Annotated in this window: 23 protein-coding genes and 1 pseudogene; 11 read left to right on the top strand and 13 right to left on the bottom strand. The window is 71.8% G+C overall.

All coding sequences use genetic code 11. The features are described from left to right. Window positions 1-46 precede the first annotated feature (46 nt). The 3 genes from ACFYTE_RS07280 (at window position 47) to ACFYTE_RS07270 (ending at window position 2,905) form a co-directional block, all read left to right on the top strand. Window positions 47-607, top strand: a complete 561-nt coding sequence (locus tag ACFYTE_RS07280) for a PDZ domain-containing protein (RefSeq protein WP_388706068.1) — start codon at window positions 47-49, stop codon at window positions 605-607. 162 nt (window positions 608-769) lie between these two features. Beyond that, a complete protein-coding gene (locus tag ACFYTE_RS07275) occupies window positions 770-1,897 on the top strand; it encodes an aminopeptidase P family protein (protein ID WP_388706065.1) in 1,128 nt (375 codons plus the stop codon). A gap of 63 nt (window positions 1,898-1,960) precedes the next feature. Next, the gene (locus ACFYTE_RS07270) at window positions 1,961-2,905 is read left to right on the top strand and encodes a phosphotransferase family protein (RefSeq protein ID WP_388706063.1); all 945 of its coding nucleotides are present in this window, start codon (window positions 1,961-1,963) and stop codon (window positions 2,903-2,905) included. Between the two features lie 81 nt (window positions 2,906-2,986). On the opposite strand, the gene ACFYTE_RS07265 is transcribed toward ACFYTE_RS07270, so the two are convergent. Next, window positions 2,987-4,150 (bottom strand): epoxide hydrolase family protein, encoded by a 1,164-nt coding sequence (locus ACFYTE_RS07265; protein ID WP_388706060.1) that lies wholly within the window; start codon window positions 4,148-4,150, stop codon window positions 2,987-2,989. A 102-nt stretch (window positions 4,151-4,252) separates the two neighbouring features. Here ACFYTE_RS07265 and ACFYTE_RS07260 point away from each other — a divergent pair, with 102 nt between their 5' ends. Next, the gene (locus ACFYTE_RS07260) at window positions 4,253-4,852 is read left to right on the top strand and encodes a TetR/AcrR family transcriptional regulator (RefSeq protein WP_388706058.1); all 600 of its coding nucleotides are present in this window, start codon (window positions 4,253-4,255) and stop codon (window positions 4,850-4,852) included. Between the two features lie 132 nt (window positions 4,853-4,984). On the opposite strand, the pseudogene ACFYTE_RS07255 reads toward ACFYTE_RS07260, so the two are convergent. Both ACFYTE_RS07255 and ACFYTE_RS07250 read right to left on the bottom strand, forming a co-directional pair. Next, a pseudogene (locus ACFYTE_RS07255) lies at window positions 4,985-5,171 on the bottom strand (helix-turn-helix domain-containing protein); the annotation flags it as partial. Window positions 5,172-5,357: 186 nt separating this feature from the next. After that, window positions 5,358-5,930 carry a hypothetical protein gene (locus ACFYTE_RS07250; protein WP_388706056.1) on the bottom strand — a complete coding sequence of 191 codons (573 nt, stop codon included), beginning with the start codon at window positions 5,928-5,930 and terminating at the stop codon, window positions 5,358-5,360. Between the two features lie 888 nt (window positions 5,931-6,818). Between ACFYTE_RS07250 and ACFYTE_RS07245 the strand changes: the two genes are divergently transcribed. Beyond that, the gene (locus tag ACFYTE_RS07245) at window positions 6,819-7,934 is read left to right on the top strand and encodes a helix-turn-helix transcriptional regulator (protein ID WP_388706779.1); all 1,116 of its coding nucleotides are present in this window, start codon (window positions 6,819-6,821) and stop codon (window positions 7,932-7,934) included. A gap of 13 nt (window positions 7,935-7,947) precedes the next feature. After that, window positions 7,948-8,532: an HD family hydrolase gene (locus ACFYTE_RS07240; RefSeq protein WP_388706054.1), complete on the top strand. Its 585-nt coding sequence runs from the start codon at window positions 7,948-7,950 to the stop codon at window positions 8,530-8,532. A gap of 429 nt (window positions 8,533-8,961) precedes the next feature. Here ACFYTE_RS07240 and ACFYTE_RS07235 read toward each other — a convergent pair whose 3' ends face one another. Continuing rightward, window positions 8,962-10,155: a damage-control phosphatase ARMT1 family protein gene (locus ACFYTE_RS07235; protein ID WP_388706051.1), complete on the bottom strand. Its 1,194-nt coding sequence runs from the start codon at window positions 10,153-10,155 to the stop codon at window positions 8,962-8,964. Between the two features lie 22 nt (window positions 10,156-10,177). Next, entirely contained in the window at window positions 10,178-10,825 is a 648-nt protein-coding gene (locus ACFYTE_RS07230) for a ScbR family autoregulator-binding transcription factor (protein WP_388706049.1), read from the bottom strand. Between the two features lie 628 nt (window positions 10,826-11,453). Here ACFYTE_RS07230 and ACFYTE_RS07225 point away from each other — a divergent pair. Then, the gene (locus tag ACFYTE_RS07225; RefSeq protein ID WP_388706047.1) at window positions 11,454-11,909 is read left to right on the top strand and encodes a tellurite resistance TerB family protein; all 456 of its coding nucleotides are present in this window, start codon (window positions 11,454-11,456) and stop codon (window positions 11,907-11,909) included. A gap of 340 nt (window positions 11,910-12,249) precedes the next feature. Here ACFYTE_RS07225 and ACFYTE_RS07220 read toward each other — a convergent pair whose 3' ends face one another. Next, the gene (locus ACFYTE_RS07220) at window positions 12,250-13,812 is read right to left on the bottom strand and encodes an aromatic amino acid ammonia-lyase (protein WP_388706045.1); all 1,563 of its coding nucleotides are present in this window, start codon (window positions 13,810-13,812) and stop codon (window positions 12,250-12,252) included. A gap of 10 nt (window positions 13,813-13,822) precedes the next feature. Further along, complete coding sequence (locus ACFYTE_RS07215) at window positions 13,823-14,782, bottom strand: ABC transporter substrate-binding protein (RefSeq protein ID WP_388706042.1); 960 nt, start codon at window positions 14,780-14,782, stop codon at window positions 13,823-13,825. Between the two features lie 371 nt (window positions 14,783-15,153). On the opposite strand from ACFYTE_RS07215, the gene ACFYTE_RS07210 reads away from it, so the two are divergent. Genes ACFYTE_RS07210 through ACFYTE_RS07195 form a run of 4 tightly spaced genes read left to right on the top strand, consistent with a single transcriptional unit; the run spans window position 15,154 to window position 19,302 of the window. Next, a complete protein-coding gene (locus tag ACFYTE_RS07210; RefSeq protein WP_388706039.1) occupies window positions 15,154-17,781 on the top strand; it encodes an ATP-binding protein in 2,628 nt (875 codons plus the stop codon). Next, on the top strand, window positions 17,778-18,254 hold the full coding sequence (locus ACFYTE_RS07205) for a roadblock/LC7 domain-containing protein (RefSeq protein WP_351727909.1): 477 nt from the start codon (window positions 17,778-17,780) through the stop codon (window positions 18,252-18,254). The genes ACFYTE_RS07210 and ACFYTE_RS07205 overlap by 4 nt, the downstream gene beginning before the upstream one ends. A 45-nt stretch (window positions 18,255-18,299) precedes the next feature. Beyond that, the gene (locus ACFYTE_RS07200; RefSeq protein WP_388706037.1) at window positions 18,300-18,716 is read left to right on the top strand and encodes a DUF742 domain-containing protein; all 417 of its coding nucleotides are present in this window, start codon (window positions 18,300-18,302) and stop codon (window positions 18,714-18,716) included. Beyond that, entirely contained in the window at window positions 18,703-19,302 is a 600-nt protein-coding gene (locus tag ACFYTE_RS07195; RefSeq protein WP_388706034.1) for an ATP/GTP-binding protein, read from the top strand. The genes ACFYTE_RS07200 and ACFYTE_RS07195 overlap by 14 nt, the downstream gene beginning before the upstream one ends. A 3-nt stretch (window positions 19,303-19,305) precedes the next feature. Here the strand turns inward: ACFYTE_RS07195 and ACFYTE_RS07190 are convergent, their stop codons facing one another. The 6 genes from ACFYTE_RS07190 to murC all read right to left on the bottom strand — a co-directional run bounded on the left by ACFYTE_RS07190 (window position 19,306) and on the right by murC (window position 24,783). After that, window positions 19,306-19,974, bottom strand: coding sequence for an ABC transporter permease (locus tag ACFYTE_RS07190; protein ID WP_388706032.1), 669 nt, complete (start codon window positions 19,972-19,974; stop codon window positions 19,306-19,308). Next, window positions 19,971-20,696, bottom strand: coding sequence for an ABC transporter permease (locus tag ACFYTE_RS07185; RefSeq protein ID WP_388706029.1), 726 nt, complete (start codon window positions 20,694-20,696; stop codon window positions 19,971-19,973). The genes ACFYTE_RS07190 and ACFYTE_RS07185 overlap by 4 nt, the downstream gene beginning before the upstream one ends. Further along, entirely contained in the window at window positions 20,693-21,823 is a 1,131-nt protein-coding gene (locus ACFYTE_RS07180) for an ABC transporter ATP-binding protein (protein WP_388706027.1), read from the bottom strand. Before ACFYTE_RS07180 ends, ACFYTE_RS07185 begins: the two co-directional genes overlap by 4 nt. A gap of 159 nt (window positions 21,824-21,982) precedes the next feature. Next, window positions 21,983-22,912 carry an aminoglycoside phosphotransferase family protein gene (locus ACFYTE_RS07175; RefSeq protein ID WP_388706024.1) on the bottom strand — a complete coding sequence of 310 codons (930 nt, stop codon included), beginning with the start codon at window positions 22,910-22,912 and terminating at the stop codon, window positions 21,983-21,985. Between the two features lie 57 nt (window positions 22,913-22,969). Continuing rightward, on the bottom strand, window positions 22,970-23,377 hold the full coding sequence (gene msrB, locus ACFYTE_RS07170; protein WP_388706022.1) for a peptide-methionine (R)-S-oxide reductase MsrB: 408 nt from the start codon (window positions 23,375-23,377) through the stop codon (window positions 22,970-22,972). Between the two features lie 14 nt (window positions 23,378-23,391). Beyond that, window positions 23,392-24,783 (bottom strand): UDP-N-acetylmuramate--L-alanine ligase, encoded by a 1,392-nt coding sequence (gene murC / locus ACFYTE_RS07165; RefSeq protein WP_388706020.1) that lies wholly within the window; start codon window positions 24,781-24,783, stop codon window positions 23,392-23,394. Window positions 24,784-25,152 lie beyond the last annotated feature (369 nt).

Raw genomic sequence — 25,152 nt, 5'->3', positions numbered from 1 at the left:
CGTCGCGTCCGGGCCCGCCGGGTAGAGCATCTGCCGGAGGCGATCCATGGAACAGACTGCGTTGCGTCCCAAGCCCGTGCCCGGTCAGCAGCGGCCGGCCAGACCCAGGCCGCGTTCCGGCCCGCGCCCGCACGCCGTGCGACGCCGCGGCCGGCGGATCAGGGCCATACTGTTCGGACTGTTCGCCGGCACGGTGCTGGTGCTGTCCGGCGTCGGGCTCGGCGCGGTCGGCGCCACCGCGATCGGCACCGGCAAGCTGGCCCAGCTCCAGCGGCAGGCGCCGCACCCGCACCCGTCGTCGCCGGTCGCCCCCGCCGCCGCTCCGGGGCCCGGGGCACCGGCCGGCGCGACCCTCGGGGTCGAGGCCGTGGACGCCGAGAAGGCGGGCGCGCAGATCATCGCCGTCCATGACCCCGGTCCCGGCCACGCGGCGGGCCTGGCACGCGGCGATGTGATCCTCCAGTTCGGGCCGAGCCGCATCGAAACGGCCGCCGACCTCGTCCGGGCCGTCTCCCGCGCCCGCCCGGGGGAGCAGGTCACCCTCGGCGTGCGCCACCACAGCGGCGGCTACCAGCAGATGACCGTCGTCCCCGGCGTCGTCACCTGACACCCGCGAGCGGCCCGCAGGCGGCACCGGGGAGGACCGGCCGCCGGTACACCGCCGTCACCGCGACGCGAGCCGGTAACGGCTCGCGTCGCCCTCCGGGTCCGGGCAGGATGCTTCCCGTGGTTGTCCGCCCTGCCCGTGCACGCGTCCCCGGAGGCCCCGATGTCCGGTAGCCCGCCCGCCCCCTTCACCGCCGACGACTACCGGGCCCGCATGGAACGCGCGGCGCGCTCCGCGGCCGACGCGGGACTCGCCGGACTGCTGGTGGCGCCGGGCCCCGACCTGGTGTGGCTCACCGGCTACGCGCCCACCGCCGTCACCGAGCGCCTCACCCTGCTGGTGCTGGCCCAGGGCCGGGACCCGGTGCTCGTCGTGCCCGCCCTGGAGGCCCCGGACGCCCGGCAGGCGGCCGGCGCGCCCGCGCTGGCCCTGCGCGACTGGAGGGACGGCGCGGACCCCTACGCCGTGGCCGGCGACCTGCTCGCCCCGGGCGGCCGGTTCGGCGTCAGCGACAACGCCTGGGCGATGCACCTGCTCGGCCTGCAAAAGACGCTGCCCGACACCTCCTACGCCTCCCTCACCGACGCCCTGCCGATGCTCCGCGCCGTCAAGGACGCCGCGGAACTGGAGCTGCTGGCGGCCGCGGGAGCGGCGGCCGACGCGGCGTTCGAGGAGATCCGCAAGGCCCCGTTCGCCGGCCGCCGCGAGTCCGACGTGGGGCGCGACCTCGCCGACCTGCTGCGGCGGTTCGGGCACTCCCAGGTCGACTTCACCATCGTCGGCTCCGGACCGAACGGCGCCGACCCGCACCACGAGGTCGGTGACCGCGTCATCCGGCCCGGCGACATGGTCGTCCTCGACTTCGGCGGCCTGAAGGACGGCTACGGCTCCGACACCACGCGCACGGTCCACGTGGGTGAGCCCACCGACGAGGAACGCGCGGTCCACGACATCGTGCGCGCCGCCCAGGAGGCGGGCTTCCGCGCGGTACGGCCCGGCGTCGCCTGCCAGGAGGTCGACCGCGCGGCCCGTGCGGTGATCGAGGACGCCGGGTACGGCGCGTACTTCATCCACCGCACCGGGCACGGCATCGGCGTCACCACGCACGAGCCGCCGTACATGATCGAGGGCGAGGAGCAGCTCCTTGTGCCCGGCATGTGCTTCTCCGTGGAACCCGGCATCTACCTGCCCGGCCGGTTCGGCGTGCGCATCGAGGACATCGTCACCGTGACCGGGGACGGCGGCCGCCGGCTCAATGACACCACCCGCGAGATGGTCATAGTGGAGTGAGGGCACCGCCCCCGCGAGCAGGAAAGATCCCCTCGACGACACCCGGACGACTACGGCGCGATCATGACCCAGGCACCGACTCCCAGCACGGACACCGTCCGCCGGCTGATCCGCGCGCTCGTCCAGGAAGGCGCGGCCGGCGCCGCCGGACCCGATGTGCGGCCCGTCGCCGAGGGCGGCGAGCACGCCACGTGGTGGGTCGGCAGCAGCTATGTGCTGCGGCTCGCCCCCGACCCGGACGCCGCCGCCCGGCAGCGGCGCGAGCTGCGCGTGCGCGACCTCGTGCGGCCGCACCTGTCGGTCGGCGTCCCGGTCAGCGTGGCGCACGGCGAGTGGGCGCCGGGACTGACGTACACCCTCGACACCAGACTGCCGGGCGGCTTCGCGGAGGAGCGCGACGTGTCCGCCGTCGGCGAGGCCGACCTCGCCGGGTTGCTCACGGGCCTGCGCGAGGTGCCCGTACGGCAGGCCCAGAGCCTCGGCGTGCCGCGCGCCGCGCCGCGCTCGCTGGAGGCGCTGCGCCGGATGGCCGTGCCCGCCGCCGAACGTCTGGGCGCCGCCGACGAGTTCGATCCCGTGCTGCTGCGGCAGCTCACCCGGGCCGGCGCGGCGCAGCTCACCGCCCAGTCCGGCACCGCCGTCCTCGTCCACCACGACCTCAAGGGCGAGCACCTGGTGGTGAGCGACGACGGGCGGGTGCGCGGTGTCCTCGACTGGACCGACACGGCCGTCGGCGACCCCGCGGAGGACATCGCCGGGCTCGCGATCGCCGTCGGCTCCGGCGCGGCCGTGCGCGCCGCCACCCTCGCCGCCTACGGCGCCCGGCCCTGCCTGCGCGGACTGTGGCTCGCCCGCTGCGACACGGTGCTGCGGCTCGCGGACCGCCTCGACGGCCGTGACGTGGGCCCCCTGCCGCTGCTGCGGGCCCAGCTGCGGCGGGCCTGGGAGGCGATCCTGCTGGAACGGGTCACCGAGTTCAAACCCGACAAGCCGAACGAACCCGGCTAGTGCTGTGTCCGCAGGGGTTCGCCGGGTTGGTGGTCGTGGCGGTTGGATGGGGGGTGGCGTCCGAGACCTGGAGCGTTGGTGTCAGGAACGAAGGGTGCGCAGGCCGGTGCGGATTTCGTCGACCAGGATCTCGGGCTGTTCCAAGGCCGCGAAGTGCCCGCCCTTGTCGGCCTCGCCGTAGTGGATCAGGTTGCTGTAGGTGTCTTCGATCCAGCTTCGCGGCAGGCGTGGGATGTCCCTCGGGAAGACGGTCACCGCGACCGGAAGCGTCACCTTCGGGCCGGCGAAGGTCAGCGATTTGTTCTCCCAGTAGATGCGGGCGGACGACGCTGCGCTGTTGGTGAACCAGTAGAGGGATATCGCGTCGAGCATGTCGTCGGTGCTGAGGGCGTCCTCGGCGAGGCCGTGGTTGTCGGTCTTGGACTGGAACTTCTCGTAGATCCAGGCTGCCTGGCCGGCGGGAGAGTCCGCCAGAGCGAATCCGACGGTCTCCGGCTTCGTGCCCTGAAGGTGGTTCGACCCGCCGAGATCACCGGTGTAGAGGGCGAGGGTCTCCACGGCGTAGCGCTGTTCGGGCGACAAGGTGTCGGGTATCCGTGCGGGAAAGGCGTACTGGGTGTTCAGATGAATTCCGAGAAGCCCCTCGGGTTGCATGGCCCCGAGGGCGGTGGTGACGACGGCACCCCAGTCGCCGCCTTGCGCGGCCCATCTCGTGTAGCCGAGACGCTTCATCAACTCCGCCCATGCGCTGGCGATGCGCGTTACGGTCCACCCGGTCTCCGTGGGCTTCTGGGAGAACCCGAACCCGGGGAGCGACGGGACGACGACGTCGAATGAATCGGCGGCGTCTCCTCCGAACGAAACCGGATCGGTCAGTGGGCCGATCAGCTTCAGGAACTCGACGATCGAGCCCGGCCATCCATGCGTGAGTATCAGCGGCATCGCGTTGGGATTCTTTGACCTGACGTGGATGAAGTGGATGTCCAGCCCATCGATCTCGGTCAGGAATTGGGGGAAGCGATTGAGGTCGGACTCGAAGCGCCGCCAGTCGTAGCCGCGCTCCCAGTAGTCGACCAGAGATCTGGCGTTCTCTACGCGAACCCCTTGCGACCAGTCGCCCGCCGTTTCCGGATTCGGCCATCGAGTTCTGGCCAGTCGCTGCTTGACGTCGTCGATCTCCGATTCCGGGATCGAAACGGCGAACGGGCGGACGAGGGTCGAGGTGGGCGGCGTCGGTGCGGTCATTGCCTTCTTCTCTTCTCCTGGGCTTCGAAGCGCAGCGCAACTCTTCGCTGCACACGGGTGTACAGCCAATCTCACTGTACACCCGTGTGCAATACTGGTGCCGTGTCCACCGAGTCCGCCCGTGTGCGCTCGATGATCGAGACGCGCGATCGCATCCTCGACGTCGCCCTCGATGTGTTGGGAGAGAACCCCGACGCCGGAATGGGCGACATCGCCTCCGCTGCCGGCGTCGTCCGTCGCACGGTCTACGACCATTTCCCCTCGCGCCTCGACCTGGTCCGGACACTCACGGAACGGGCCGTCGCCGAGGTGACAGCCGTGCTCACCGAAGTCAACGCCTCAGGCGCGGAAGCGGACGCGACGTGGGTCGAATTCATCGGCCGTGTGTGGCCGGTGACGCACCGGTACCGAGTGCTGTTGGCGCTGCGCCGTGGCGAGTACGGCGAGGCGATCCACGGACTGCTCGGGCCAGTCGATGAGCTCCTCGCCGACCTCGTGAAGCGGGGCCAGGACGGCGACGTGTTCGCACAGCACCTGCCGGCGGGCATTCTGAGCCAGGTTGCCTACGGCGTCGTGTTCGCCATCGCGGACAGCGATCGGTCGAACCGGACCCTCGGCGCCCGAGCGGCGACGATCACGAGCCTGCTGATGCTGGGAGTTCCCGAGACGCGCGCGATCGCTCTCGTGGGCGACCAGCCCTGACCCGCGGCACTCAGGCAGAGCCGCGTATCGCCCTGCTCCGAACACGACATCGTCACCGCACCCCGGTCGGGGAGAAGCACAACTCGACGCGGCTCTAACGGGCCCGGTGCCGGATCTTCTCGCCCTTGTGGGCGGAGCTGAGCGGGAGGGACGGCCTGCCGCCCACCGAGGGGTCTAGGCAGGCCGGGCCGATCTCGTTGAACCGGTGGATCACGTCCCGGACGGTGTCCTCATCGTCCTGGGCCAGCTGGGCGATCACCCACATGCGGTTCCCGCCCGCCGAGGCCAGCAGCATCATCGCGGGCCGGTAGCGCACCGAGCCGGCCGGATCGGACGTAACCCCCCATCCAACCGTCACGACCACCAACCCGGTGACCTTCCCGGTGAGAGCACTAACCGCATCGCCCTGGCCGACGCCGATCCGGAGGCTGGCACGCCCGCCCCAGTGCAGGCCGGCCCCGCCGCACATCTTCGAGCCGCCCGCACCGGCCAGGACGCGAAGTTCTCATACGGCCGTGAGCTGTGCGACTCGGGTGAACTCTTCCTCCAGGCGGTCGCGTCCGAGGGCCGCGAACTCCCGGTCCAGGTCCGCCGGTGTGACCTCGCGCAGCTCCACCATCGTGCGGGCGGCCCGGACCCACGGGGCCCACTGTGAGCCGTATTTCACCTGCTCCATGTGGCACCCCGGGATGGGCTGGAGCGTCACGGGATGGTGAAGGGGACCGACCACACCCCACGCGGGCACACGCCTCGCCCACGCCGCCACGAACCGCCCACCCCGCAGGGCATGACAGAGCTGGATGGAGATCCCGGCGCACGGCACGCACACCGGCGGGCTCGTCGTCCGCTCCCCCTCCCGGACCGCACCACAGGAGTCCCGCAGAAGAAACAGGTGGGGGCCGTGCGGGTCCGCCGGCATGCGGGAGCAGACCTGGCACATCATGTTCAGCATCGCCCGACGCTGCCGGTAAGGGTGGACGTTTCGCAGCTGTGGGCTGCCCCGGCGCTGCTTGGGCTGCAGGGCGTAGCGGGCCCAGAGCACACCGAAGCTGTCCCGGTCGTACGGTGTCTCATCCACGTACCCGATCCCCGGGACCATGCGGCGGCGGGTGATCGGGCACGACAGGAGCCGTTCCTCACTCCATCCGGCGATGTAGGGGACGACGCCTGGCGGGGCCGGAGGCAACACGATCGAGAACCTTCCTGTGTGGAGACGTGGGTGAAGGCCCGGCACACCGCCCGGCAGAACGGGGTTTGGTGAGCCTGGCCGGGGGCTCCAGCCGCCCTCCGAGGGGTTACGAACGACCGGAGCCGGTCAAACGAGGTCAGCGGCCGATACCGGCCAGGAGGGCGCCCGTGAGGACGGCAAGGACCAGGGCGTAAAGGAACTGGCCCCACGGACTGTCCGGCCTCATACGCATCGGCGCCGCTCCCCCGAGCCGCCTCGGCTGAAGCGAGAACCCCGACCGCGAGAGGCATGTCAGCTACCCGCACAAGATCCCCCCAGGCCCGCACCGGCATGGCGTGGCTCGTGTCGGTGCCACCACTCGTACGACCCTGTCGGCGATGCGCCGGGAGGGCCGTACGCGCCGCAGAAGCGCGCGGGTAACCGGACGGTGTCGGAGACCAATTCGGCGACGACCAGCTCAGCCAAGGCCCCGAGTCCCGGCGGCTGCCGGTCGGTGTAAGCGGACCTGGCGAGATGGCGGACGACCGGCTCGACCGGTGAGCCGCCGCTCTTCGCCGGTCGAGTCTGGTCGTGGTCACCGATCGGCCTCCGCATGGAGTGTTGGCGCTGTCTCAGCTGACACCGTCGTGTGGTGAGTGTGCAGAACGGAGCCCATGTGTCGCGGCCTCCCAATAGGCTCGATTCAGGGACACCAACGACCTTAGAAAGAGGGCTGGTGACCCTGAAGTGACTGCGAGTACGGGTGGTTTCTTGCAAACCGCCGGGATTGGAACTCCCATGCGGCCAAGCGCTCGGCAAACCCTGACCGTCAGTACGGCAAAGGGCCAGCGTCCACGAACCGGCCTCCTCAGCGGCTACGTCGTGCGGGTGATGCGCGAGCAACACGGATACACGCAGGACGAGGCCGCCGAACATCTCAAGGTCTCCCCGGACACGATCGCCGGGTGGGAGACCGGACGGCGAGCCTTGACGGCCGTACCCGTCGCGCAGATGCTCGGCTTACGCCAAAGGCTGATGCAGATGGGCACTTCCCCCGCCCTGCTCCATGCGCTGCAACGCGCCCTGGAGGCGGACGTCCTTCTCGCGTCCGCCCTGGACGGAGACGCGCCCGTCGAAGACGCCGCGCTCGGCTCGATGGTGATGCAGCGCGAACTCGCCGAAGTTCTGGCATGGCCGCTCAACGGCGTACCGCCGCGCACAGTACGCGATCTTCCTGCGCGGCCTCGGCCGCGCCGCGGACCGGCACCGGCCGGGCCGGAGCTGACCGCCGCCGAGCGCCGAACCTTCTTTGAGCAGATGCGCCGCACAGCCGAACAAGCCCGTGGGTCGAAACAGTTCCTGCTGCGGCGACAGTCCCTCTACCTGTCCGGCTACGACCAGGCAACCGACACCGCCGACTGGCTCACCCACCAACAGCGAACCGAACGGCCAGGCGACTGGCTCACCGCCTGGCTCAACAACCGAAGCGTCGCCGCCGTCGCAGCCCGCCAAGGCGACCGCGACCGCATGGCCTACTTCGTCGACAGCGCGCTCCAAGACGACGACGCCGGCGAGTCAGCAAACCTCGCCTACTGGGCGTACTGGGTCGGCGAGACGAACGTGCCGCAGCTATCGGACGACTTCATCGCGGACGGCTCCCTCGGACCGTGGCCCGGAGACCGGCTCCTCGCTCACCTCGTCGAGGGCATCGCACCCGAGCATGGCTACGTGGACCTCAACGTCCACAGTGTGTGGTCGCTGCTCCAGGTCCGCCCCAACTTGCTGCGATCGGGAGCAGCGGCCCGCGCCCTACGCGATCGTCTCCCGATCATGTTGGATAGCGGTGAACTCTCACCGCGCGGACGGCGGGAGTTGGAGAGCATCCGGTACGCAATCCGCCTCGCCGAGGCGTGAGAGGAGCCCGACGGTGTCCGACGAACTGACCGCGGTGGCGCACTTCCTGTACGAGGCGGGGACGCTCAAGAACACCAAGCGCAGCGGCTGGTGGATGGCTGGAGTCAAGGACCCGGAGTCGGTCGCGGATCACTCCTGGCGCACAGCCCTGATCGCAACCGTCATCGCGAAGCTCGAAGGCGCCGACCCCGCACGGGCCGCGTTCCTCGCCGTCTGGCACGACAGCGGCGAGACCCGAACCGGCGACGTCAACCACCTCGGCAAGAAGTACACCCCGGGCGAAGCCGACCCCGAGGCGATCACCGCCGACCAAGTCGCCGGCATGCCCGCGGTCCTCGCCGACGCGGTCAAGGAACTGGTTGCCGAGTACGAGGCCAAGCAGTCCGCGGAGGCGCGGTGCGCGCGGGACGCGGACAAACTGGAGTGCATGATCCAGGGCATCGAGTACCGCGACCAGGGCTATGCCAACGCCCAAAGGTGGATCGACAACAGCCGCGGCCGGATCATCACCAAGAGCGGCCAGGCGCTCGCCGACGCCGTGCTGGCAACCGGCTCCCTGGACTGGCTCCGGGCTGCCCTCGGCGAGAACAAGAGCTGAGATCAGGCGTCGTAGCCCGCGTCCCGCGCCTCCGGCGCCGGAGGTCGCGCGCACCCAACCGCCGTGCCCGAGCCGGGACTCGCTCCCGGCCCCGGGGCGTATCTCGTTGCTCCATGGCCGGTGACATAGAAGGGACGGCAGAAGCGATCCGTCCGGTGCTGAACCTGCCGCCCTCGCACCACAACAACGGATCGTCGTCTCCGCGCTGCGGTCCGGCATCCGCTGATGGCCAGTCCAGTCCGCACATGAACGCACCATCGCGTGAACGCCACCCGAAAACTGGAACGCAGCGACATCACGCGCCCCAAAGGGGCGCGAGGAACGGCGCGAGCAACCACACACCACCCGCACCCGGCACTCAACACACCTCGGCACCCCAGTAGTCGCGCCGCACAACCAGACCACGGCAGGCTCAAGTCGCTTCGAGGGCTACCGGTGGGATGACCCCACGCTGACCTGGATCAGCGCATGCGTGCCCGCGGTGCGCCAGCGCTGTCCCTCGGCGCGGACGAGTTCGGCCTCGGTGTCCTCGGCCAGGCCGGTGACCACGTCGGACTTCAGCGTGCGCAGGGCGGCGACGGGGCCGGGCCAGTAGGCGGTGACCTCGTGGAAGGGCGTGGTCGGCGGCCACATCCGATCGCCCACCAGGCGCCGGTAGTTGAGGTCGCCCTTGACGATCGTCAGGTCGGCCGAGGCGAAGTCGGCGCGCAGGTCGTCCGGCATGTCCGCGTACGGCAGCGGGGCGCAGGAGAACGGGTGCGCGCGCACGTCGAGGCGCCCGTCGGCCATGGCCGCCCACAGCAGCCCCCCGTACCGGGCCGCCGCGCCGGGCGCCGAGGTGAGCCGGCGCAGCGCGTCCACCACGTCGGCGGTGGTCGCGTCGGAGACGTAGTACGGGTACGGCTTGGCGTGCAGCACCGCGTGCCCGACCCGGCCCTCGGCGAGCAGGTGGGCGATCAGCAGCAGGTCGGGGACGAGTTCGCGGCCCGCGTTGTCGGCGACCAGGCACAGCGTGCCCGGCCCGGCGGGCGGGAGCCGGGCCCACAGGGCGTCGCTGTCGTCGTGGACCAGCGCGGGGACCGCCGCCCGGTCCGCGCTGCCCTCAGCCGAGAGACGGAAGCCGAGGTCGGCGCGGTTGCCCCAGAGCGAGCCGTGCAGCAGGGCCTGGGCCCGCTCGTCGTGCGGCCGGTCCTCCAGCGCGTCCAGGGCGGCCAGTTCCTCGTCCGTCTCGGTGGCGTCGAGTTCGGCGAGTTTCACGGGGCGGAAGGGGTCGATGCCCTGCCAGGCGCCGGGGCCGAAGTAGCCGACGGCGTCGAGGAGCCGGCGGTAGAAGTGGCTCTCGGACCACAGCCACGGCACGTCGAACCAGGGCCGGCCGGTCTGCGCGTCCATGCCCCAGTCCCGCCATCGGTCACGGTCGGCCGCGTCGGCGGGGAGCGGTTCGATCACGCCGTCGGCGCAGCTCTTCAGCAGCGCGTCGAGCGCGCGGTGCCGCTCGGGGCCGTACGGGAAGGCGTCCCGTACCTGGCGGACGATCGCCGGGTGCCGTTCGGCGAGCACGCTGTGCGGGAACGAGCCGGGTGCGTTGCCGAGGATCACGGGCGCGGCGGGGGTGTCGGGCATGTCCGTCACCGTATCGCGCGGTTCAGACGGTTCTGATCTCCCGCTCCAGCTGTGTGGCGAGCGCCAGATAGCGGGCTCTGCGGGGCACCGGCACCAGGCCCCGGATCAGCAGGTGCCACATCTCGGCCATCCGGCGGGGCAGCCGTCCGGCGGGTTCCAGCAGGCGGCCGGCGACGCGGGTGCCGACGAAGAAACAGACCAGGGAGTGGGCGGCGGCCTCCACGTCGACGTCCGGATGGAGGTCGGACTCCTTGACGGCGCCCAGGAGTTTGCGGGTGGCCAGCTCCAGCCACTCGGTGAAGGGGTGTCTGAGCGGCGGCCGTACGACGATGTCCGCGGTGGCGAGGCGCAGTCCGGCCCGGGGGACGGGGCCCTCGACGGCGAGCCGGGCGATGCCGAACATGGTGCGGATCAGGGACTCCAGCGAGGAGCAGCCGCGGCGGTCCACCTCGGCCAGCACCTGCCGGGCGGCCCTGGACTGGAGTTCCATGATGGCGTGCGCCAGGTCCTCCTTGGCGGCGAAGTGGAAGTACAGCGCCCCCTTGGTGACCCGGGCGTGCTCGACGATGTCGCTCAGGCTGGTGGACTCGTAGCCGTGACGGTCGAACAGGTCGGCCGCCGCCGTGATGATCGTTGCGCGGGTCTGCTCGGCGCGTAACTGCCTCGCCATCTGCTGGACACTCCTTGACGGCCGGGAAAAGAACGGGACGTGCCGTTTGTTTTTTACCCCCCGCACACGATAGCTCACCGTGCGCCAGCGGTCGTTCGGGGTGCGGACCGGGCGCCCTGCGCGCACGACGGCGCCGCGGGCGGACCCGACGGCCCTGACTCTTCCGCAAACGGACGGCGTCGAAGCACGGAACTCCCTCGGTTCTCTCCCGGTTTGCGGAGGCTCCGGCGGACAGGTGTACGCCACACCGGTGATCGCCACGATACGAGGCGGACGGTCTGTTCTCAATGGCACGTCGAGGGGCCGGAAAACGGACGGGCCGGTCGGTGCACGTGCGCCTCGGCCGGCTCAGCAGCCCCTGGGACCACGCCGCTCGCGGTCATCACGCCGGCAACGGCCCGGCACACACCGGGCGGCGGGCGGCGGCACACCGCTGCCGCCGGTGCGATACGGCCGGAAAACACTCCCCTGGTCCCGGCCGGTCGACCGGTATGCGACGAACTCACCGCGCCGCGCACCTACTCGACCGCCCGGACGGTCAGGTGACCGTGCTGCCGGAACTTAACGGCGGTGCCGAGAGTTTCTACGGTGCTGTAGAGGCATTCGACTGTGTATTCAAGGAGTTCGCATGGCCCTGTGGGACCGCATCAAGGAGTCCGCATCGACGATGCAGACCCAGCTCGTGGCGAAGAAGAACGACCTGAAGAGCGGTGCCTTCCGTGACGCGAGCATGGCGATGTGCGCGCTCGTCGCCGCCGCCGACGGGACCATCGACCCGGCCGAGCGCCAGCGCGTGGCCCAGTTGATCGCCACCAACGAGGTGCTGCAGAACTTCCCCGCGGACGACCTGCGGCGCCGTTTCGAGGAGAACCTGGACAAGCTGACCGCCGACTTCGCCTTCGGCAAGGTCAGCGTGCTCCAGGAGATCGCCAAGGCGAAGAAGAAGCCCGCCGAGGCCCGTGCGGTGGTCCAGATCGGCATCGTCATCGGCGGCGCCGACGGCGACTTCGACAAGACCGAGCAGGCGGTGGTACGAGAGGCCTGCTTCACCCTGGACCTCCCGCCGCACGAGTTCGACCTCTGACAAGCGGCACCCGGCGGACCGCCCGACCCGCCATCGCCCCGTCCCGGCAACGCAACCGGGCGGACACGTGCCGCGTTTCGGCTCCGCGCGAGGTCGGTGGGGCGGCCGGGCACGGGGGGCGTGCGGCTGGGGCCTGTCCAGTCATTCGCCTCGGACCGGCCCGCGGCGTCCGGTGCCGCGCGGAGCACGGCGGAGGGTCGCCCTCGTACCGGGACAACGCGGCGAGGTCCGGTGCCTCGGGGCACCTCCCGGCGGTAGCCGGGGGCGCGTCGCGGGCCCGGCGGACATCGTCAGACGGCCTCGCGGGGTCCGGACGGCGGCCGGGGCACGGGCGGGGCCGTCACAGGTCCGCCAGGAAGGGCAGCAGTTCTGTTGCCGTGGTGATGTCGCCGGTCAGGGGGCGGTCCTCGGTGTCCGGTGGGAGCACGGCCGCGGCCAGGGCGAGGGCGGGCACGGGCGGGGCCGCCGGGTGCAGGCGCAGCGCCCGTACGGCGGTGACCAGTTCGCAGGCGAGGACGGTGGTGTACGCGTCGGCCGCCCGCTGGGTCTGCCGGGCGGCCTGGCCGGCGAAGCTGGCGGCCTCCTCCAGGCCGTGGGAGAGGACGGCGTGCCCGGCGGAGGCGGGGGCGGCACACGAACGCAGCTCCGCGAGGGCCGAGTTGGCGGTGTACTCAAGGATCATCACACCGGAGCTGCCGACCGGGCCGGTGGCGAGGAAGTCGGGCAGCCCGGTCAGGTCGCCGCGGACGAGCGCGGACAGCCGGGCGGCGGACAGCTGGGCCGTCTGCAACAGGGCCAGGTTGAGGCCGTCCAGGGCCAGACCCAGCGGGGCGGCGAAGAAGCCACCGTGATGGTAGGGACGGCCGTCCGCGGCCAGCACGGGATTCTCGGTGGGGGTGTTGACCTCCACCTCGACGATCCGGCGCAGCGCGTCGCAGGCGTCGAGGGCGGCGCCGTGCACCTGAGGGAAGGCGCGGAAGCCGTACGGGTCCTGGATGCGCCGCCCGGCGGTGACCGGCCGGTCGGGCAGCTCCAGCAGCCGGCGTACCTCGGCGGCGGCGCGGGCCGGGCCCGGGTAGGGGCGCAGCGCGTGCAGTGGGGCGGCGTACGCCTCCGGGGACCCGGCGACGGCGGCGAGGGAGAGCGCGGCGACGGCGTGCGTGGCCCGCAGCAGGACGTCCACGGCGTGTCCGGCGAGCGCGGCCTGTCCGAGCGCGAGGGCGTTGCTGCTGAGCAGCGCGAGCGCATCGCCGGGGCGCAGCGTGACGGGCGCGGGCAGCCCGGTGGGCGCGGCGTCCGCCGCGGTCGCCGGCGGCCGGGTGGTGTCGCCGTCCGCGGCCGGTGTCCGGGCCGTGTCCGCGGTGGCGGTCAGCCAGGGGCGTTCGCCGATGAGGGTGAGGCCCGTCTGGGCCAGGGCCGCCAGGTCGCCGGTGCCCACGCCGCCGTACGCGTTGACCGCCGGGTGGACACCGAGACGCAGGGCTTCGGTGAGGGCGGTGATGACGCGGGGGTGGATGCCGGAGCCGCCGGCCAGCAGTTGGTTGGCGCGGACCGCGAGCATCGCACGGACCTGCCGGGCGGGCAGCAGCGGTCCGGCGCCGCCCGCGTGGCTGCGCAGCAGCCGCAGGCCGTGCTCGGCCTCGTCGCCCGCCTGGATGGGGACGGAGCGGTTCGCGCCCACGCCGGTGCCGCGGCCGTAGAGGCGGCCCTTCGCGGCCAGGCGGCGCACGGTGTGCCAGGCGCGGTGCGCCCGGTCGAGTGCCCCCTGGGGGACGAGGGGGACGGCGACGGCGTCGGCGAGCCGGACGAGTCCGGGCAGGTCCAGGCCGTGGCCGTCCAGGACGACGCGGGTGTCCCCGGTGTCCGGGGACACCCGCGTCGCGCCGTTCGTGCTCGCGTCCACGGTGCGGACGTCAGCCGAGGCCGGCGGACTTCAGCCAGGCCTTGGCGACGTCCAGCGGGTCCTTGTTCTCCAACTGCACCTGGGTGTCGAGGTCCAGCAGGGTGGCCGTGTCCAGCTTGGCCGACACCGCGTTGAGCGCGTCGGTGCCCTCCTGGGAGAGCGAGCCCTTGTAGACCAGCGGCTGGACGTTGGCGAACCCGAACAGGTTCTCCGTGTCCTGCAGGACGACGAACTTCTCCTTGGAGATGGTCGGGTCCGTGGTGAAGATGTCGGCGGCCTGGACGGTGTCCTTCTTCAGTGCGGCCTGGGTGAGCGGGCCGCCCGCGTCGAGCGCCTTGAACGACTTGAACTCCACGCCGTACACGGACTTCAGTCCCTCAAGGCCCTGGTGCCGGGTCTGGAACTCCGGGGAGCCGCCGATGACCAGGTCCTTCGCGATGTCCTTGAGGTCGGCGATGGAGGACTTGTCGGTCAGGTCGTACTTCTTCGCGGTGGCCGCGTTGAGGGTGACGGAGTCCTTGTCCTGGGCCTCGGCCGGCTCCAGCAGGGTCAGCTTGGAGTCGAGCTTGGCCTCGATGGCGGCCGTGGTCTCCTCGATGGTCTTGGGGGTGGCCTTCGAGTCGAGGTAGGCGAGCAAGGCGCCGTTGTACTCGGGCAGAACGGAGATCGAACCGTTCTTGAGCAGGCCGTACGTCGTTTCGCGGCTGCCGATGTTGGGCTTGTAGGTGACCTTGATCCCCTTGGCCTTCAGGGCCTCGCCGTAGATGTCGGCCAGCAGGATGCTCTCGGCGAAGTTGTTGGAGCCGACGACGACGGTGTCACCGCTCGCCTTCTCGCCCTTGAGCGGGTCGTCGGACGTGTCGTCGGAGGAGGAACAGCCCGCCAGCAGGGCCGTTGCGGCGGCGAGCGCGACGGCTGCCGCGCTTCGGTTTTTCCGGATGAACCTGCTGGTGTGGGTGTTGGAAGTCACGGTTCCCGTTCCGGGTTCAGTGGTTGGTGGGGTCGGTGAACAACTCTGGAACAGCTCGCCACTGATCCAATCCAGCCTGTTCTCGCCCAGTCAAGTGCCACCGGGTCACCGATTGGCTTCGATCCGTGGCCAGTTGTGTATGGAGAGCGTTCGCTTTGTAACGGATTCTTGATGAAAGGCGAGCTGATCAGTCCTTCGAGGAAGCTGTAGTCTCACCGCAGTTGATAGCGGGCACAGCGGTGCACGGATTCCGCTTCGGCGTCGTTGCGCAACAGTTCCGGGGGCGAGGACGCCCCACCACCGGGGCGACGAGGCCCCCGCACAGCGAGGCGGTCACGCCCCGCGGAGACACCCCCCACGAAGGAGGACCGGTGTCCACGAACGAGGTGGACGCGCCCGCCCGGCACGCCCCGCCGACGCGGAGCGGCATCAGGGGCTTCGCCGACCGCTGGCCTTTCAGGCGCAAACTCAACCTGCTCGTCGGCGTTCCCTTGGCCGTGGTCGCCGCACTCCTGTCGTACCTGATCACGGATCTGGTCCAGCAGTCGAACACGGCGGGTTCGGCGGCGCAGCTCGTACGGGACAGCGCGCAGGTCGCCCGGCTGGTGGACCGGGTGGAGGCCGAGCACCAGCAGGCGATCCTGCTGTCGGTGCGCTACGAGTCCGGGTTCAGCAAGCCCTCCCCCGCCGCCTACCGGGCCGCCCAGAAGGCCGTGGACAGCCAGGTGCAGAAGGTGCTCGACACCTTCGGCGACCGGCTGCCGCAGAGCGAGGCGCAGGCCCTGCGGGAGGTCGAGGGCCTGTCCAGCCTGCGCGACTCGGTCGAGGCGGCCTATCTGCCGGCCGACAACATCGACCCCGCCTATGCCAACGTGGCCCAGGGCCTCATCGACGGGCTCGGCCTGGACCGCAACTCCTCGCTCGCCTCCACCTTCACCGGCAACCTGCTGGACTCGCTGCTGCGCGCGGACGCCGCCCACGGTGCCTTCGAGACCAGCGTGTTCTCGGCCACGACCGGGGACACCAACGCGCTGATCGAGTTCACCAACGCGGTCGGCTCCTACGACCTGTACAACCACCAGTCCGACCGCTTCGGCCGGTTCGCCACCGAGGCGCAGGCGGAGCAGCTGACCAGGATGGAGCACACCCCCGCGCAGCGCGCCATCGCGCAGTCCTTCGCCGAGTTGCAGATCGACACCAGCAGGCTGGAGGCGGGCAGCCAGGAGGAGATCCGGCAGGCCGTCAAGGACGCGCTGAACTCCTACGCCGACTACCCGGAGCAGGCCGCCGCCCGGCTGAAGATCACCACCTCGCTGATCGGCCAGATCGCCGAGCGGGCCGACGACGCCTCCCGTTCGGCCCAGTGGCGCGCCGGACTGCTGCTCAGCGGAGCGCTGGCCGGCTTCGCCCTCTGGCTCGCCCTCGCCGTGCTGGTCCGCCGCTCGGTGATCCGCCCGGTGCAGGCGCTGACCGGAGTGGCACAGGAGGTCGCCGAGGTGGCCGGCCGGGAACTGGCCCGGGTGGCCGACGACGACACCGAGGACGACCGGCCGCCCCGGCTGCGGGACATGCCGGTCACCGCGCGCGACGAGATCGGCGACCTGGCCGAGGCCTTCAACCATGTGCAGACGACCGCCGCCGCGCTGCTGGAGCGGCAGGTGCTCAGCCGGCGCAACACCGCCGAGATGTTCGGCAACGTCGGCCGCCGAGTAAGCAATCTGACCACCCGCCAGCTGGCGTTGATCGACGCGGTTGAGCGCGGCGAGACCGACCCGGCCGTGCTCGAACGCCTCTACTCCATCGACCACATCGCGGTGCGTCTGCGCCGCAACGCCGACAGCCTGATGCTGCTGGCCGGCATCCGCGAGACGGTGCTGGACTCCGGGCCCACGCCCCTCACCAACGTGGTGCGGGCCGCGCTCGGCCAGATCGAGGGCTATCAGCGGGTACGGCTGTACACCGCGTCGGACGCCATGGTCGAGCCCGACATCATCGGCGACCTCACCCTCATGGTGGCCGAACTCCTGGAGAACGCGGTGTCGTTCTCGCCGGAGGGCAGCCCCGTCGAGGTGACCGTCCGCTGCGGCGCCGAGGGCGCGCACGTCGTCATCACCGACCACGGCCTCGGCATGAGCGCGGAGCGCCTGGCCGAGGAGAACGCCCGGCTGATCCGCCGCGAACGCCTCGACCTCGTGCCGACGAAGGTGCTCGGCCTGTTCGTGGTGGGCACGCTCGCCCGCCGCTGGGAGATCGAGGTCGGGCTGACCCGGACCCCGGGCGGCGGTGTCACGGCCGAGGTGTCGCTGCCGGCCTCGCTGCTGCTCGCCATGAGCCCGGTGTCGGCCGGCGATGCCGCCCGGACCGAGCACCCGGCCGGCGCCGCGGCGGACGCGCCCGTGAGCACGGGCCCGCACCCGGCCACGGTCCTGCCCGCGCAGTCGCCGCGCCCGTCCGCCGCCGGCGCGCCCCCGGGTCCGTCGTCCGCGCACCCGGACCGGGCCGCCGCGCACGACCTCAGCAATGCCGCCGAGCCGCACGGTCCGCTCCCCCGCCGCCTGCCCCGGCGCGAGATGCCGCAGGGCGCCGACGGCACTCCCCCGGCGACCGTGGAGAATGCCGCCGTGACCCATGGCACCACCGCGGCCCACGACGAGGCCGCGGTCCCCGGCGACCGGCCCCCGCTGATCCCGCGCGCCCGCACCGAGATGCCGCCGTCCGCCGCCCGCGCGGACGACGCCGCCACGGGCGCCCGCCCGCTGCGCCGGCGGGTCCGCGGGGCCACGCTCCGCACGACCGCGGGCGCCCAGCAGGGCGTACCGCAGGCGGTGCGCCCCCGCGACGCACAGGCCGAGCGCGACGCCCTTGAGGAGTTCGAGGCCGCGGTCGCGCGGGCCCGGCTCGACAGCGACACCGGCTCTCTCGCGCGCCCCGGAACCGGGGACCAGCGCGCGGACCAGCCGCATGACCAGAACCACCATCCGGAAGGAGCCGAGCAGTGAGCACGTCGACAGGTGACACCCCGACGGGCGGCACCACGCCGACCGACCTGCAGGCCGCCGCGGCCGACTTCACCTGGCTGCTGAACCGCTTCGCGACCGAGACCGCAGGCGTGGTCGACGCGATCGCCGTGTCGTCGGACGGCCTGCTCATCGCCGTCTCGGAGCTGCGCGAGCGCGCCCACTCCGAGCGGCTGGCCGCGATCGTCTCCGGCATCACCAGCCTGGCCGCGGGCGCCTCCGGCAACTACGGTCTGGGCGGCCTCAACAAGGTCATCATCGATCTGGAGGGCGGTCATGTCATCGTCTCCGCGATCGGCAGCGGCGCCGTCCTCGGCGTGGTCGCCGACAAGGAGGCCAAGCTGGGCAACATCGCCTACGAGATGACGCTGTTCGCCAACCGCGCCGGGGCCGCGCTCAGCCCCCAGCTGGTGCTCGAACTGAAGAACAGCGTCGGCGTCGCGTCGGCCCGCTGACCGGCGGCCCGCCCGCCGAGACCGAGAGAGAAAGCGTAGGAACCCATGGCGGACGGCTCCCCGCCCCCGGGCCCCGACCCGGTCGGCCCGGCCCCCGCCGTGCGGCCGTTCCTGGTCACCGCCGGCCGGGTCGCGGACAGCGATTCCGGCCGGACGATGCCCGTCGAGACCCAGGTGGTGGCCACCGTCGCGGGTCTGGACGCGCTCGACGGGCTCTCCTTCGAGCGGCACTACATCGTCGCCGCCTGCCGGCTGCCGCAGTCGCTGGCCGAACTCGCGGCCCGGCTGCGGCTGCACCTCAACGTGGTCCGCGTGCTGGCCGACGACCTGCGCGCGGCCGGGCAGTTGACGGTGTACGTGCCCGACTTCGACACCACCCACGACGCATCCGTCCTGCGCAGGGTTATCGATGGCCTGCGAGCCATCCCCGACTCCCGAGGGGTACTCCGTGACACCGACTGAACCACTGGTCCACGGCTCTGCCGCGCACACCGCCGTACGACCGCCCCTGCCGGTGAAGATGGTCATCGCGGGCGGTTTCGGCGTGGGCAAGACCACGACCGTCGGCGCGATCTCCGAGATCGAGCCGCTGACCACCGAGGCCGCCATCACCGAGGTCGCGGCGGGCGTCGACGACCTCACACACACCCCGCGCAAGACCACGACCACGGTGGCGATGGACTTCGGCTGCATCACCATCGACCCGACGCTCAAGCTGTACCTGTTCGGCACGCCCGGGCAGGACCGGTTCGGGTTCATGTGGGACGACATCGTGGAGGGCGCGGTCGGCGGGCTCGTCATCGTCGACACCCGGCGCCTCGACGACTGCTACGCGGCCGTCGACTACTTCGAGCACAAGGGCATCCCGTTCGCCGTGGCGGTCAACGCCTTCGACGGCACGGTGGAGCACACCATGGACGAGGTCCGCTGGGCGCTGGACGTCGCCGACGGCGTCCCGCTGGTGGTCTTCGACGCCCGGGAGCGGGGCTCGGTGCGGGACGCGCTGCTCGTCGTACTGGAGCTGGCGCTGGCCCGCACCGAGCGCTGACCGTCAGCCGCTCCTGCGCACGCCGGGCGACACCGCGATCCGGGCCACCGCCCAGAACACCGCGAGTGTCGCCAGGGCCATCACGGCCACCAGGGTGGCGCCGCCCACGACCTTCTCGTAGTTGTGCTGGTAGAGGCCGTCGACGATGTAGCGGCCGACCCCGCCGAGACTGACGTACGCGGCGATGGTGGCCGTGGAGACGATCTGGATGGCCGCCGAGCGCAGTCCGCTGAGGATCAGCGGGAGCGCGACGGGCAGTTCGACCCGCAGCAGGATCCGCGACTCCGCCATGCCCATGCCGCGGGCGGCGTCCACCGGGGACGGGTCGACGGAGCGCACCGCCTCGTACGTCGTCACCAGGATCGGCGGGATGGCGAGCACCACCAGCGGGATCATCACCGGGAGCAGGCCGAAGCCGAGCAGCACGAACATCAGCACCAGCAGGCCGAAGCTGGGCAGCGCGCGGGCTGCCGTGGCGATGAACGCGAGGACGTTGCCGCCGCGTCCGGTGTGCCCGGTCAGCAGGCCGAGCGGCAGGCCGATGGCGGCCGCGACGGCGAGCGCCAGCAGCGAGTACTGGATGTGCTCGCGCAGCCGGGTGGGGATGCCGTCGTAGCCGTGCCAGTGGGCGCCGTCGCTGAAGAAGGCGTTGACGAAGTGGAGTACGTTCACCGGACTGCGTCCTCCAGGGCGACCGCGGTCGGTTCGGGCCGGGTGGGCTGTGTGCCGGCCCCGGCGGTGCGGACCGTGCGGGTCTCGCGCGGCATCCATGGCGTCAGGAGCAGACGGACGGCGACCAGCACGACGTCCGCGAGGACGGCGAGCACGGCCGTACCGACGACGGACAGCCAGACCAGGCGGGGCTGGTTGTAGATCATGCCGTCGTGCAGCAGATTGCCGAGCCCGCCCTGGTTGCCGATCAGCATGCCGACGCTCACCAGGGAGATGCTGGACACGGTGGCCACCCGCAAACCGGCGATGATCGCGGGCACCGCGATCGGCAACTGCACCTGGAGGTAGCGGCGTACCGGCCCGAGCCCCATGGCGGTGGCGGCGTCGAGGGTCTCCTGCGGCACCGAGCGGACCCCGTCCACGATCGCCGGGACGAACACCACGAGGCTGTAGACGGCCAGCGGGATCATCACGGTGGTCTCGCTCTGGCCGGTGTAGTCGATGAGGACCACGAAGAAGGCGAGCGACGGGATCGCGTACAGCACGGTCGTCACGCCCAGCACGGGCGCGTAGAGGCGGCGGAAGCGCACGCAGAGCTGGGCGATCGGCAGCGCGACGAGCAGTCCGGCGAGCACCGGCAGCAGCGCCTCGCGCAGATGCAGCCCGACCAGGCCGAAGTAGCTGTGCTGGAGGTCGCTCGGGATGTCGAAGAAGCCGTTCATCGGCCGGCCTTCACCGTGCTGCGCCCGGTGGCGTGCGCGGAGCGGATCGCCTCGCCGATGACCTGCTGCGAGACGACGCCGACGACCCGGCCGGTGGCGTCCACGCCGACGGCCCAGCCGGTCGGTGACAGCACGGCGCCGTCGAGTGCGGCGCGCAGCGAGTCGGTGCCGGGCACGAACGGCCGCCCGTACGACAGCAGGTGCTCCCGGTCGATCTTCCCTGCGGTGAGGTCGCCCGGCGCGCTCCAGCCGAGCGGCTTCCCGTCGAGGTCCGTGACGAGGAGGTACGGCGCGTCGTCGGCGGCGCGCGCGGCGATCTGCCCGGCGTCGGCGTCGATCGCGACAACCGGGGTGGTGCGCAGTACCAGCTCGTGCGACGGGAAGAACGACAGCCGGCGGATGCCCCGGTCGGCGCCGAGGAAGTCCTCGACGAAGGCGTCCGCGGGAGCGGTCAACAGCTCGGCGGGCGGGGCGAACTGGGCCAGTTCGCCGCCGGTGCGCATCACGGCGACCATCGTGCCCAGCTTGATGGCCTCGTCGATGTCGTGGGTGACGAAGACGATGGTCTTGCCCAGTTCCTCCTGGATGCGCAGGAGTTCGTCCTGCAGGCCCTTGCGCACCACGGGGTCGACGGCCGAGAAGGGCTCGTCCATCAGCAGCACCGGCGGATCGGCGGCGAGCGCCCTGGCCACGCCGACGCGCTGCTGCTGTCCGCCGGACAGCTGGTAGGGGTAGCGCTTGGCGAGCGAGGCGTCGAGCCCCACCCGTGCCATCAGTTCCGCGGCCCGCGCGCGGGCCCGCTGTTTGCTCCAGCCGAGCAGCCGGGGCACCGTGGCGATGTTGTCGACGATGGTGCGGTGCTGGAAGAGACCGGCGTTCTGGATGACGTAACCCATCGACCGGCGCAGCGTGTTGACGGGCTGCGTCTGGATGTCGACGCCGTCGAGGAGGATGCGCCCCTCGGAGGGGTCCACCATTCGGTTGATCATCCGCAGCGTCGTCGTCTTGCCGCAGCCGGAGGGCCCGACGAACACGGTGATCGAGCGGTCCGGTATCTCCAGTGACAGCCGGTCGACCGCCACGGTGCCGTCCGGGTACCGCTTGGTGACTGAATCTATCCGTATCAAAACGCCGAATACCCTTCGGGTTTGGCAGATATTGCCCACTTCCGGCCACGGTCTTCGGTGCGCAGGCCGTTGCGTGAAGAGTTTAGACCGGGACTGTTTCAGTACTTTGGCAGGCGACGGCTCGCCGCCGGGTCGTGACCGGACCGTGGCCGGATCGCTCTACGCGCGTTCGGTGAGCAACTCGGCCAAGTGCTCGACGAAGTGGACGAGCGAATCGAGTCGCGGTCCGGTGCGGGCTCTGCGGAAGCCGTGCCGGCGGCCCCAGAACGCGGCCTGGACGGCGTGGAACTGGCACCAGCGCCGGACGCGTTCACGGTCGAGTTCCGCGGCTTCGGCGTAGACGTCCAGGATGCGGTGGACGGCCCTGCTCAGATCGTCCACCGCGAGGAGCGCCGGCGCGCGGGAGTTCAGCAGGGTGCCGGCGTCGTAGGCGGGGTCTCCCGCGTACCCCTTGGGGTCGACGGCCAGCCATGGCTCGCGGTCCGCGCGCAGGATGTTCCGGGCGTGCAGGTCGCCGTGGACGAGGGTGTCCGGCTGGATGCGGCCCATCTCCCGTACGGTCGCCGCGGCGGCATCCCGCGCCCGGCGCGACAGCCCGTGCGCCAGCTCCGCGGCGTCCCGGAACAGCCGCTCCTCCCAGGCGTCGGCCTGCTCGCTGAGCCGCGGCAGACCGGGCGGCGCGGCCACGGCCAGCCGGCGCCCGAGCCGCCCGGCGACCACCACCAGCTCGTCGCCGTCCTCGGCCTCCGCGAGGGTCGCCGGCCGGGCCCGCTCCAGCAGCATGGCGAACCGTTCGTCGTCGCGTTCGTGCAGCAGGACGGCACCGCGCCCGGCCCACGCCACAAACGCGTCCGGCTCATGGACGTTGCCGGGGTGCGGAAACGACACCTTCAGCACGGCGGCTCCGGCGGCCCGTCGCACCGGGACGATGACGCCGACGCCCCCGTGCATGACCTCACCGTCCGGCACACACCCCCAGGCGCCCGCCAGCTCCTCCACGATCCCGGGCAGCCGGTCGAGCCATGCCGCCCCGGCCTCCCCCTCCCGCCCGACGGTGCCCCGCACGAACCCCTCCGGCACCCTGATCACCCCGCCACCCTACGCACCCCCGCGAGCCGCACCACAGCCGGCCCGGCTCCGCGGACGTCAGCTCCCGGCGGGGGCGAGCCGCAGGGAGATCGAGTTGATGCAGTACCGCTGGTCCGTCGGGGTCGGGTAGCCCTCGCCCTCGAAGACATGGCCCAGGTGGGACCCGCAGCGGGCGCAGCGGACCTCGGTGCGGACCATGCCATGGGAGCGGTCTTCCACCAGCTCCACCGCGTCGGAGTCCTTCGGGTCGTAGAAGGACGGCCAGCCGCAGTGGGACTCGAACTTGGTGTTCGAGGTGAAGAGTTCGGCGCCGCAGGCGCGGCAGGAGTAGACCCCGGTGGTCTTGGTGTCCGTGTACTCACCGGTGAACGCCGGCTCGGTGGCGGCCTGGCGCAGCACCGCGTACTCGGCCGGGTTCAGCTCCGCGCGCCACTGCTCGTCCGGCTTCTCGACGTCGTACGACATGGGTCTCAGCCCCTTCACTGCTGCGACAGGCGGTCCAGGATCAGCGGGCCCAGGTCGGTCACGTCGCCCGCGCCCATGGTGAGAACGAGATCACCGGGCCTCGTCATTCCCGCGATCACGGACACGGACTCCGCCTTGTCGTGCACGGCGCTGACGTCCGCGCCCGCCGCGCGCGCCGCCTCGACGATCAGCTCGCTGGTCACGCCGGGGATCGGGTCCTCGCGGGCCGGGTAGATGTCGAGGACGACCGAGGCGTCCGCGAGGGCCAGGGACCGGCCCATCTCCGTGCCCAGTTCCTGCGTGCGGGAGAACAGGTGCGGCTGGAAGAGCACGAGGATGCGGGCGTCTCCCGCGGCGGCCCGCATCGCCTCCAGGTCGGCGGTCATCTCGGTCGGGTGATGCGCGTAGGAGTCGACGACCCGCACGCCGGCCGCCTCGCCCGTCAGCTGAAGCCGGCGCTTCACCCCGGTGTAGGCGGCCAGCGCCGCCGCCAGCTCGGGCGCCGGGACGCCGAGGGCCACCCCCGCCGTGAGCGCGGCCACCGCGTTGTGCGCGTAGTGCCGGCCGGGCACGGAGACCGTGAAGGTCAGCGGCGCACCGTCCAGCTCCACGGTGACCTCGCTGGTGAGCCCGTGCGGGACGACGGACAGGATCCGCACGTCGGCGTCCGCGCGCTCGCCGTATGTCACCGTCCGCACCGAACCGGCCAGCCGCCGGGTCAGCTCCCGGGCGCCCTCGTGGTCCGCGGCGATCACCAGGGTGCCGCCGGGCACGATCCGGCCGGCGAAGGTCTCGAAGGACTCGTGGATCTCGTCCATCGAGGCGTAGTTGGCGTGGTGGTCGAGTTCGACGTTGAGGACGATCGCGACCTCGGGCGCGTACTTGTGGAAGCTGCGGTCCGATTCATCCGCCTCGGCCACGAAGATCTCGCCGGTGCCGTGCAGGGCGTTGGATCCGGGGGCGTCCAGGTCGCCGCCGATGGCGTACGACGGGTTCAGGCCCAGCTCGGTCAGCGCCACCGCCAGCATCGACGTGGTCGTCGTCTTGCCGTGGGTGCCGGCGACGGCGATCGGCCGCCGGCCGTCCATCAGGGCGGCGAGGGCGTCGGAGCGGTGCACCACCGGGATGCCCAGTTCGGCGGCGCGGGCCAGCTCCGGGTTGTCCGCGCGGATCGCCGACGACACGACCACGCAGTCGGCGTCGTCGGCGACGTGCTCGGCCGCGTGCCCGATGTGTACGGTCACGCCGAGCGCCCGCAGGGCCTCGGCGGTCGCCGACTCCTTGGCGTCGCTCCCCGCGACCTTGGCCCCACGCTGCGCGAGGATCTTCGCGATCCCCGACATTCCGGCGCCGCCGATGCCGATGAAGTGCGGTCGGTCCATGGCGGCAGGAAGGCCGGGTGCCATGCGAATCTCCCCAGGATCACGGTGCGGGCTGAGCACGCCTAGCCTATGCGCTCGGGCGCCGGGCTCCGCGCAGCGAGGCTCCGCGAGCACGGTGGTCACCGACGCGCGCCGGACGGCGATGGCGCGCTCCGTGCGCCGCCCCGGACCGGCAGCCGCCGCGGCGGCTCGCGCCGGTGGGGCGAGGGGCCTCCGGCCCGCCCTGCGTGGACGGCACCCCGGGCCCGTCCCACACGCCACCGAGGGACCGCCGACCGTACGCGAGGGACGCGGCCGTACACGAGCGGCGCGGCCGTGCCCGAGCGACGCGGCGGTACACGAACAGCGCCGTCGCGCCCGAGCAGCGCCGTCGTGCGCAAGCAGCGCCGTCGT

The organism is Streptomyces sp. NPDC004629, from assembly GCF_042873595.1.
Taxonomy (GTDB): domain Bacteria; phylum Actinomycetota; class Actinomycetes; order Streptomycetales; family Streptomycetaceae; genus Streptomyces.
The sequence above is the reverse complement of the archived record's forward strand: the minus strand, read 5'-3'. Positions and strand labels throughout refer to the sequence as shown.

Excerpts from the sequence above, each read along its gene's own strand:
- ACFYTE_RS07280 (WP_388706068.1), top strand. The coding sequence starts at position 47 with ATGGAACAGACTGCGTTGCGTCCCAAGCCCGTGCCCGGTCAGCAGCGG.
- ACFYTE_RS07275 (WP_388706065.1), top strand. The coding sequence starts at position 770 with ATGTCCGGTAGCCCGCCCGCCCCCTTCACCGCCGACGACTACCGGGCC.
- ACFYTE_RS07270 (WP_388706063.1), top strand. The coding sequence starts at position 1,961 with ATGACCCAGGCACCGACTCCCAGCACGGACACCGTCCGCCGGCTGATC.
- ACFYTE_RS07265 (WP_388706060.1), bottom strand. The coding sequence starts at position 4,150 with ATGACCGCACCGACGCCGCCCACCTCGACCCTCGTCCGCCCGTTCGCC.
- ACFYTE_RS07245 (WP_388706779.1), top strand. The coding sequence starts at position 6,819 with ATGCGGCCAAGCGCTCGGCAAACCCTGACCGTCAGTACGGCAAAGGGC.
- ACFYTE_RS07235 (WP_388706051.1), bottom strand. The coding sequence starts at position 10,155 with ATGCCCGACACCCCCGCCGCGCCCGTGATCCTCGGCAACGCACCCGGC.
- ACFYTE_RS07230 (WP_388706049.1), bottom strand. The coding sequence starts at position 10,825 with ATGGCGAGGCAGTTACGCGCCGAGCAGACCCGCGCAACGATCATCACG.
- ACFYTE_RS07225 (WP_388706047.1), top strand. The coding sequence starts at position 11,454 with ATGGCCCTGTGGGACCGCATCAAGGAGTCCGCATCGACGATGCAGACC.
- ACFYTE_RS07200 (WP_388706037.1), top strand. The coding sequence starts at position 18,300 with ATGGCGGACGGCTCCCCGCCCCCGGGCCCCGACCCGGTCGGCCCGGCC.
- ACFYTE_RS07185 (WP_388706029.1), bottom strand. The coding sequence starts at position 20,696 with ATGAACGGCTTCTTCGACATCCCGAGCGACCTCCAGCACAGCTACTTC.
- msrB (WP_388706022.1), bottom strand. The coding sequence starts at position 23,377 with ATGTCGTACGACGTCGAGAAGCCGGACGAGCAGTGGCGCGCGGAGCTG.
- murC (WP_388706020.1), bottom strand. The coding sequence starts at position 24,783 with ATGGCACCCGGCCTTCCTGCCGCCATGGACCGACCGCACTTCATCGGC.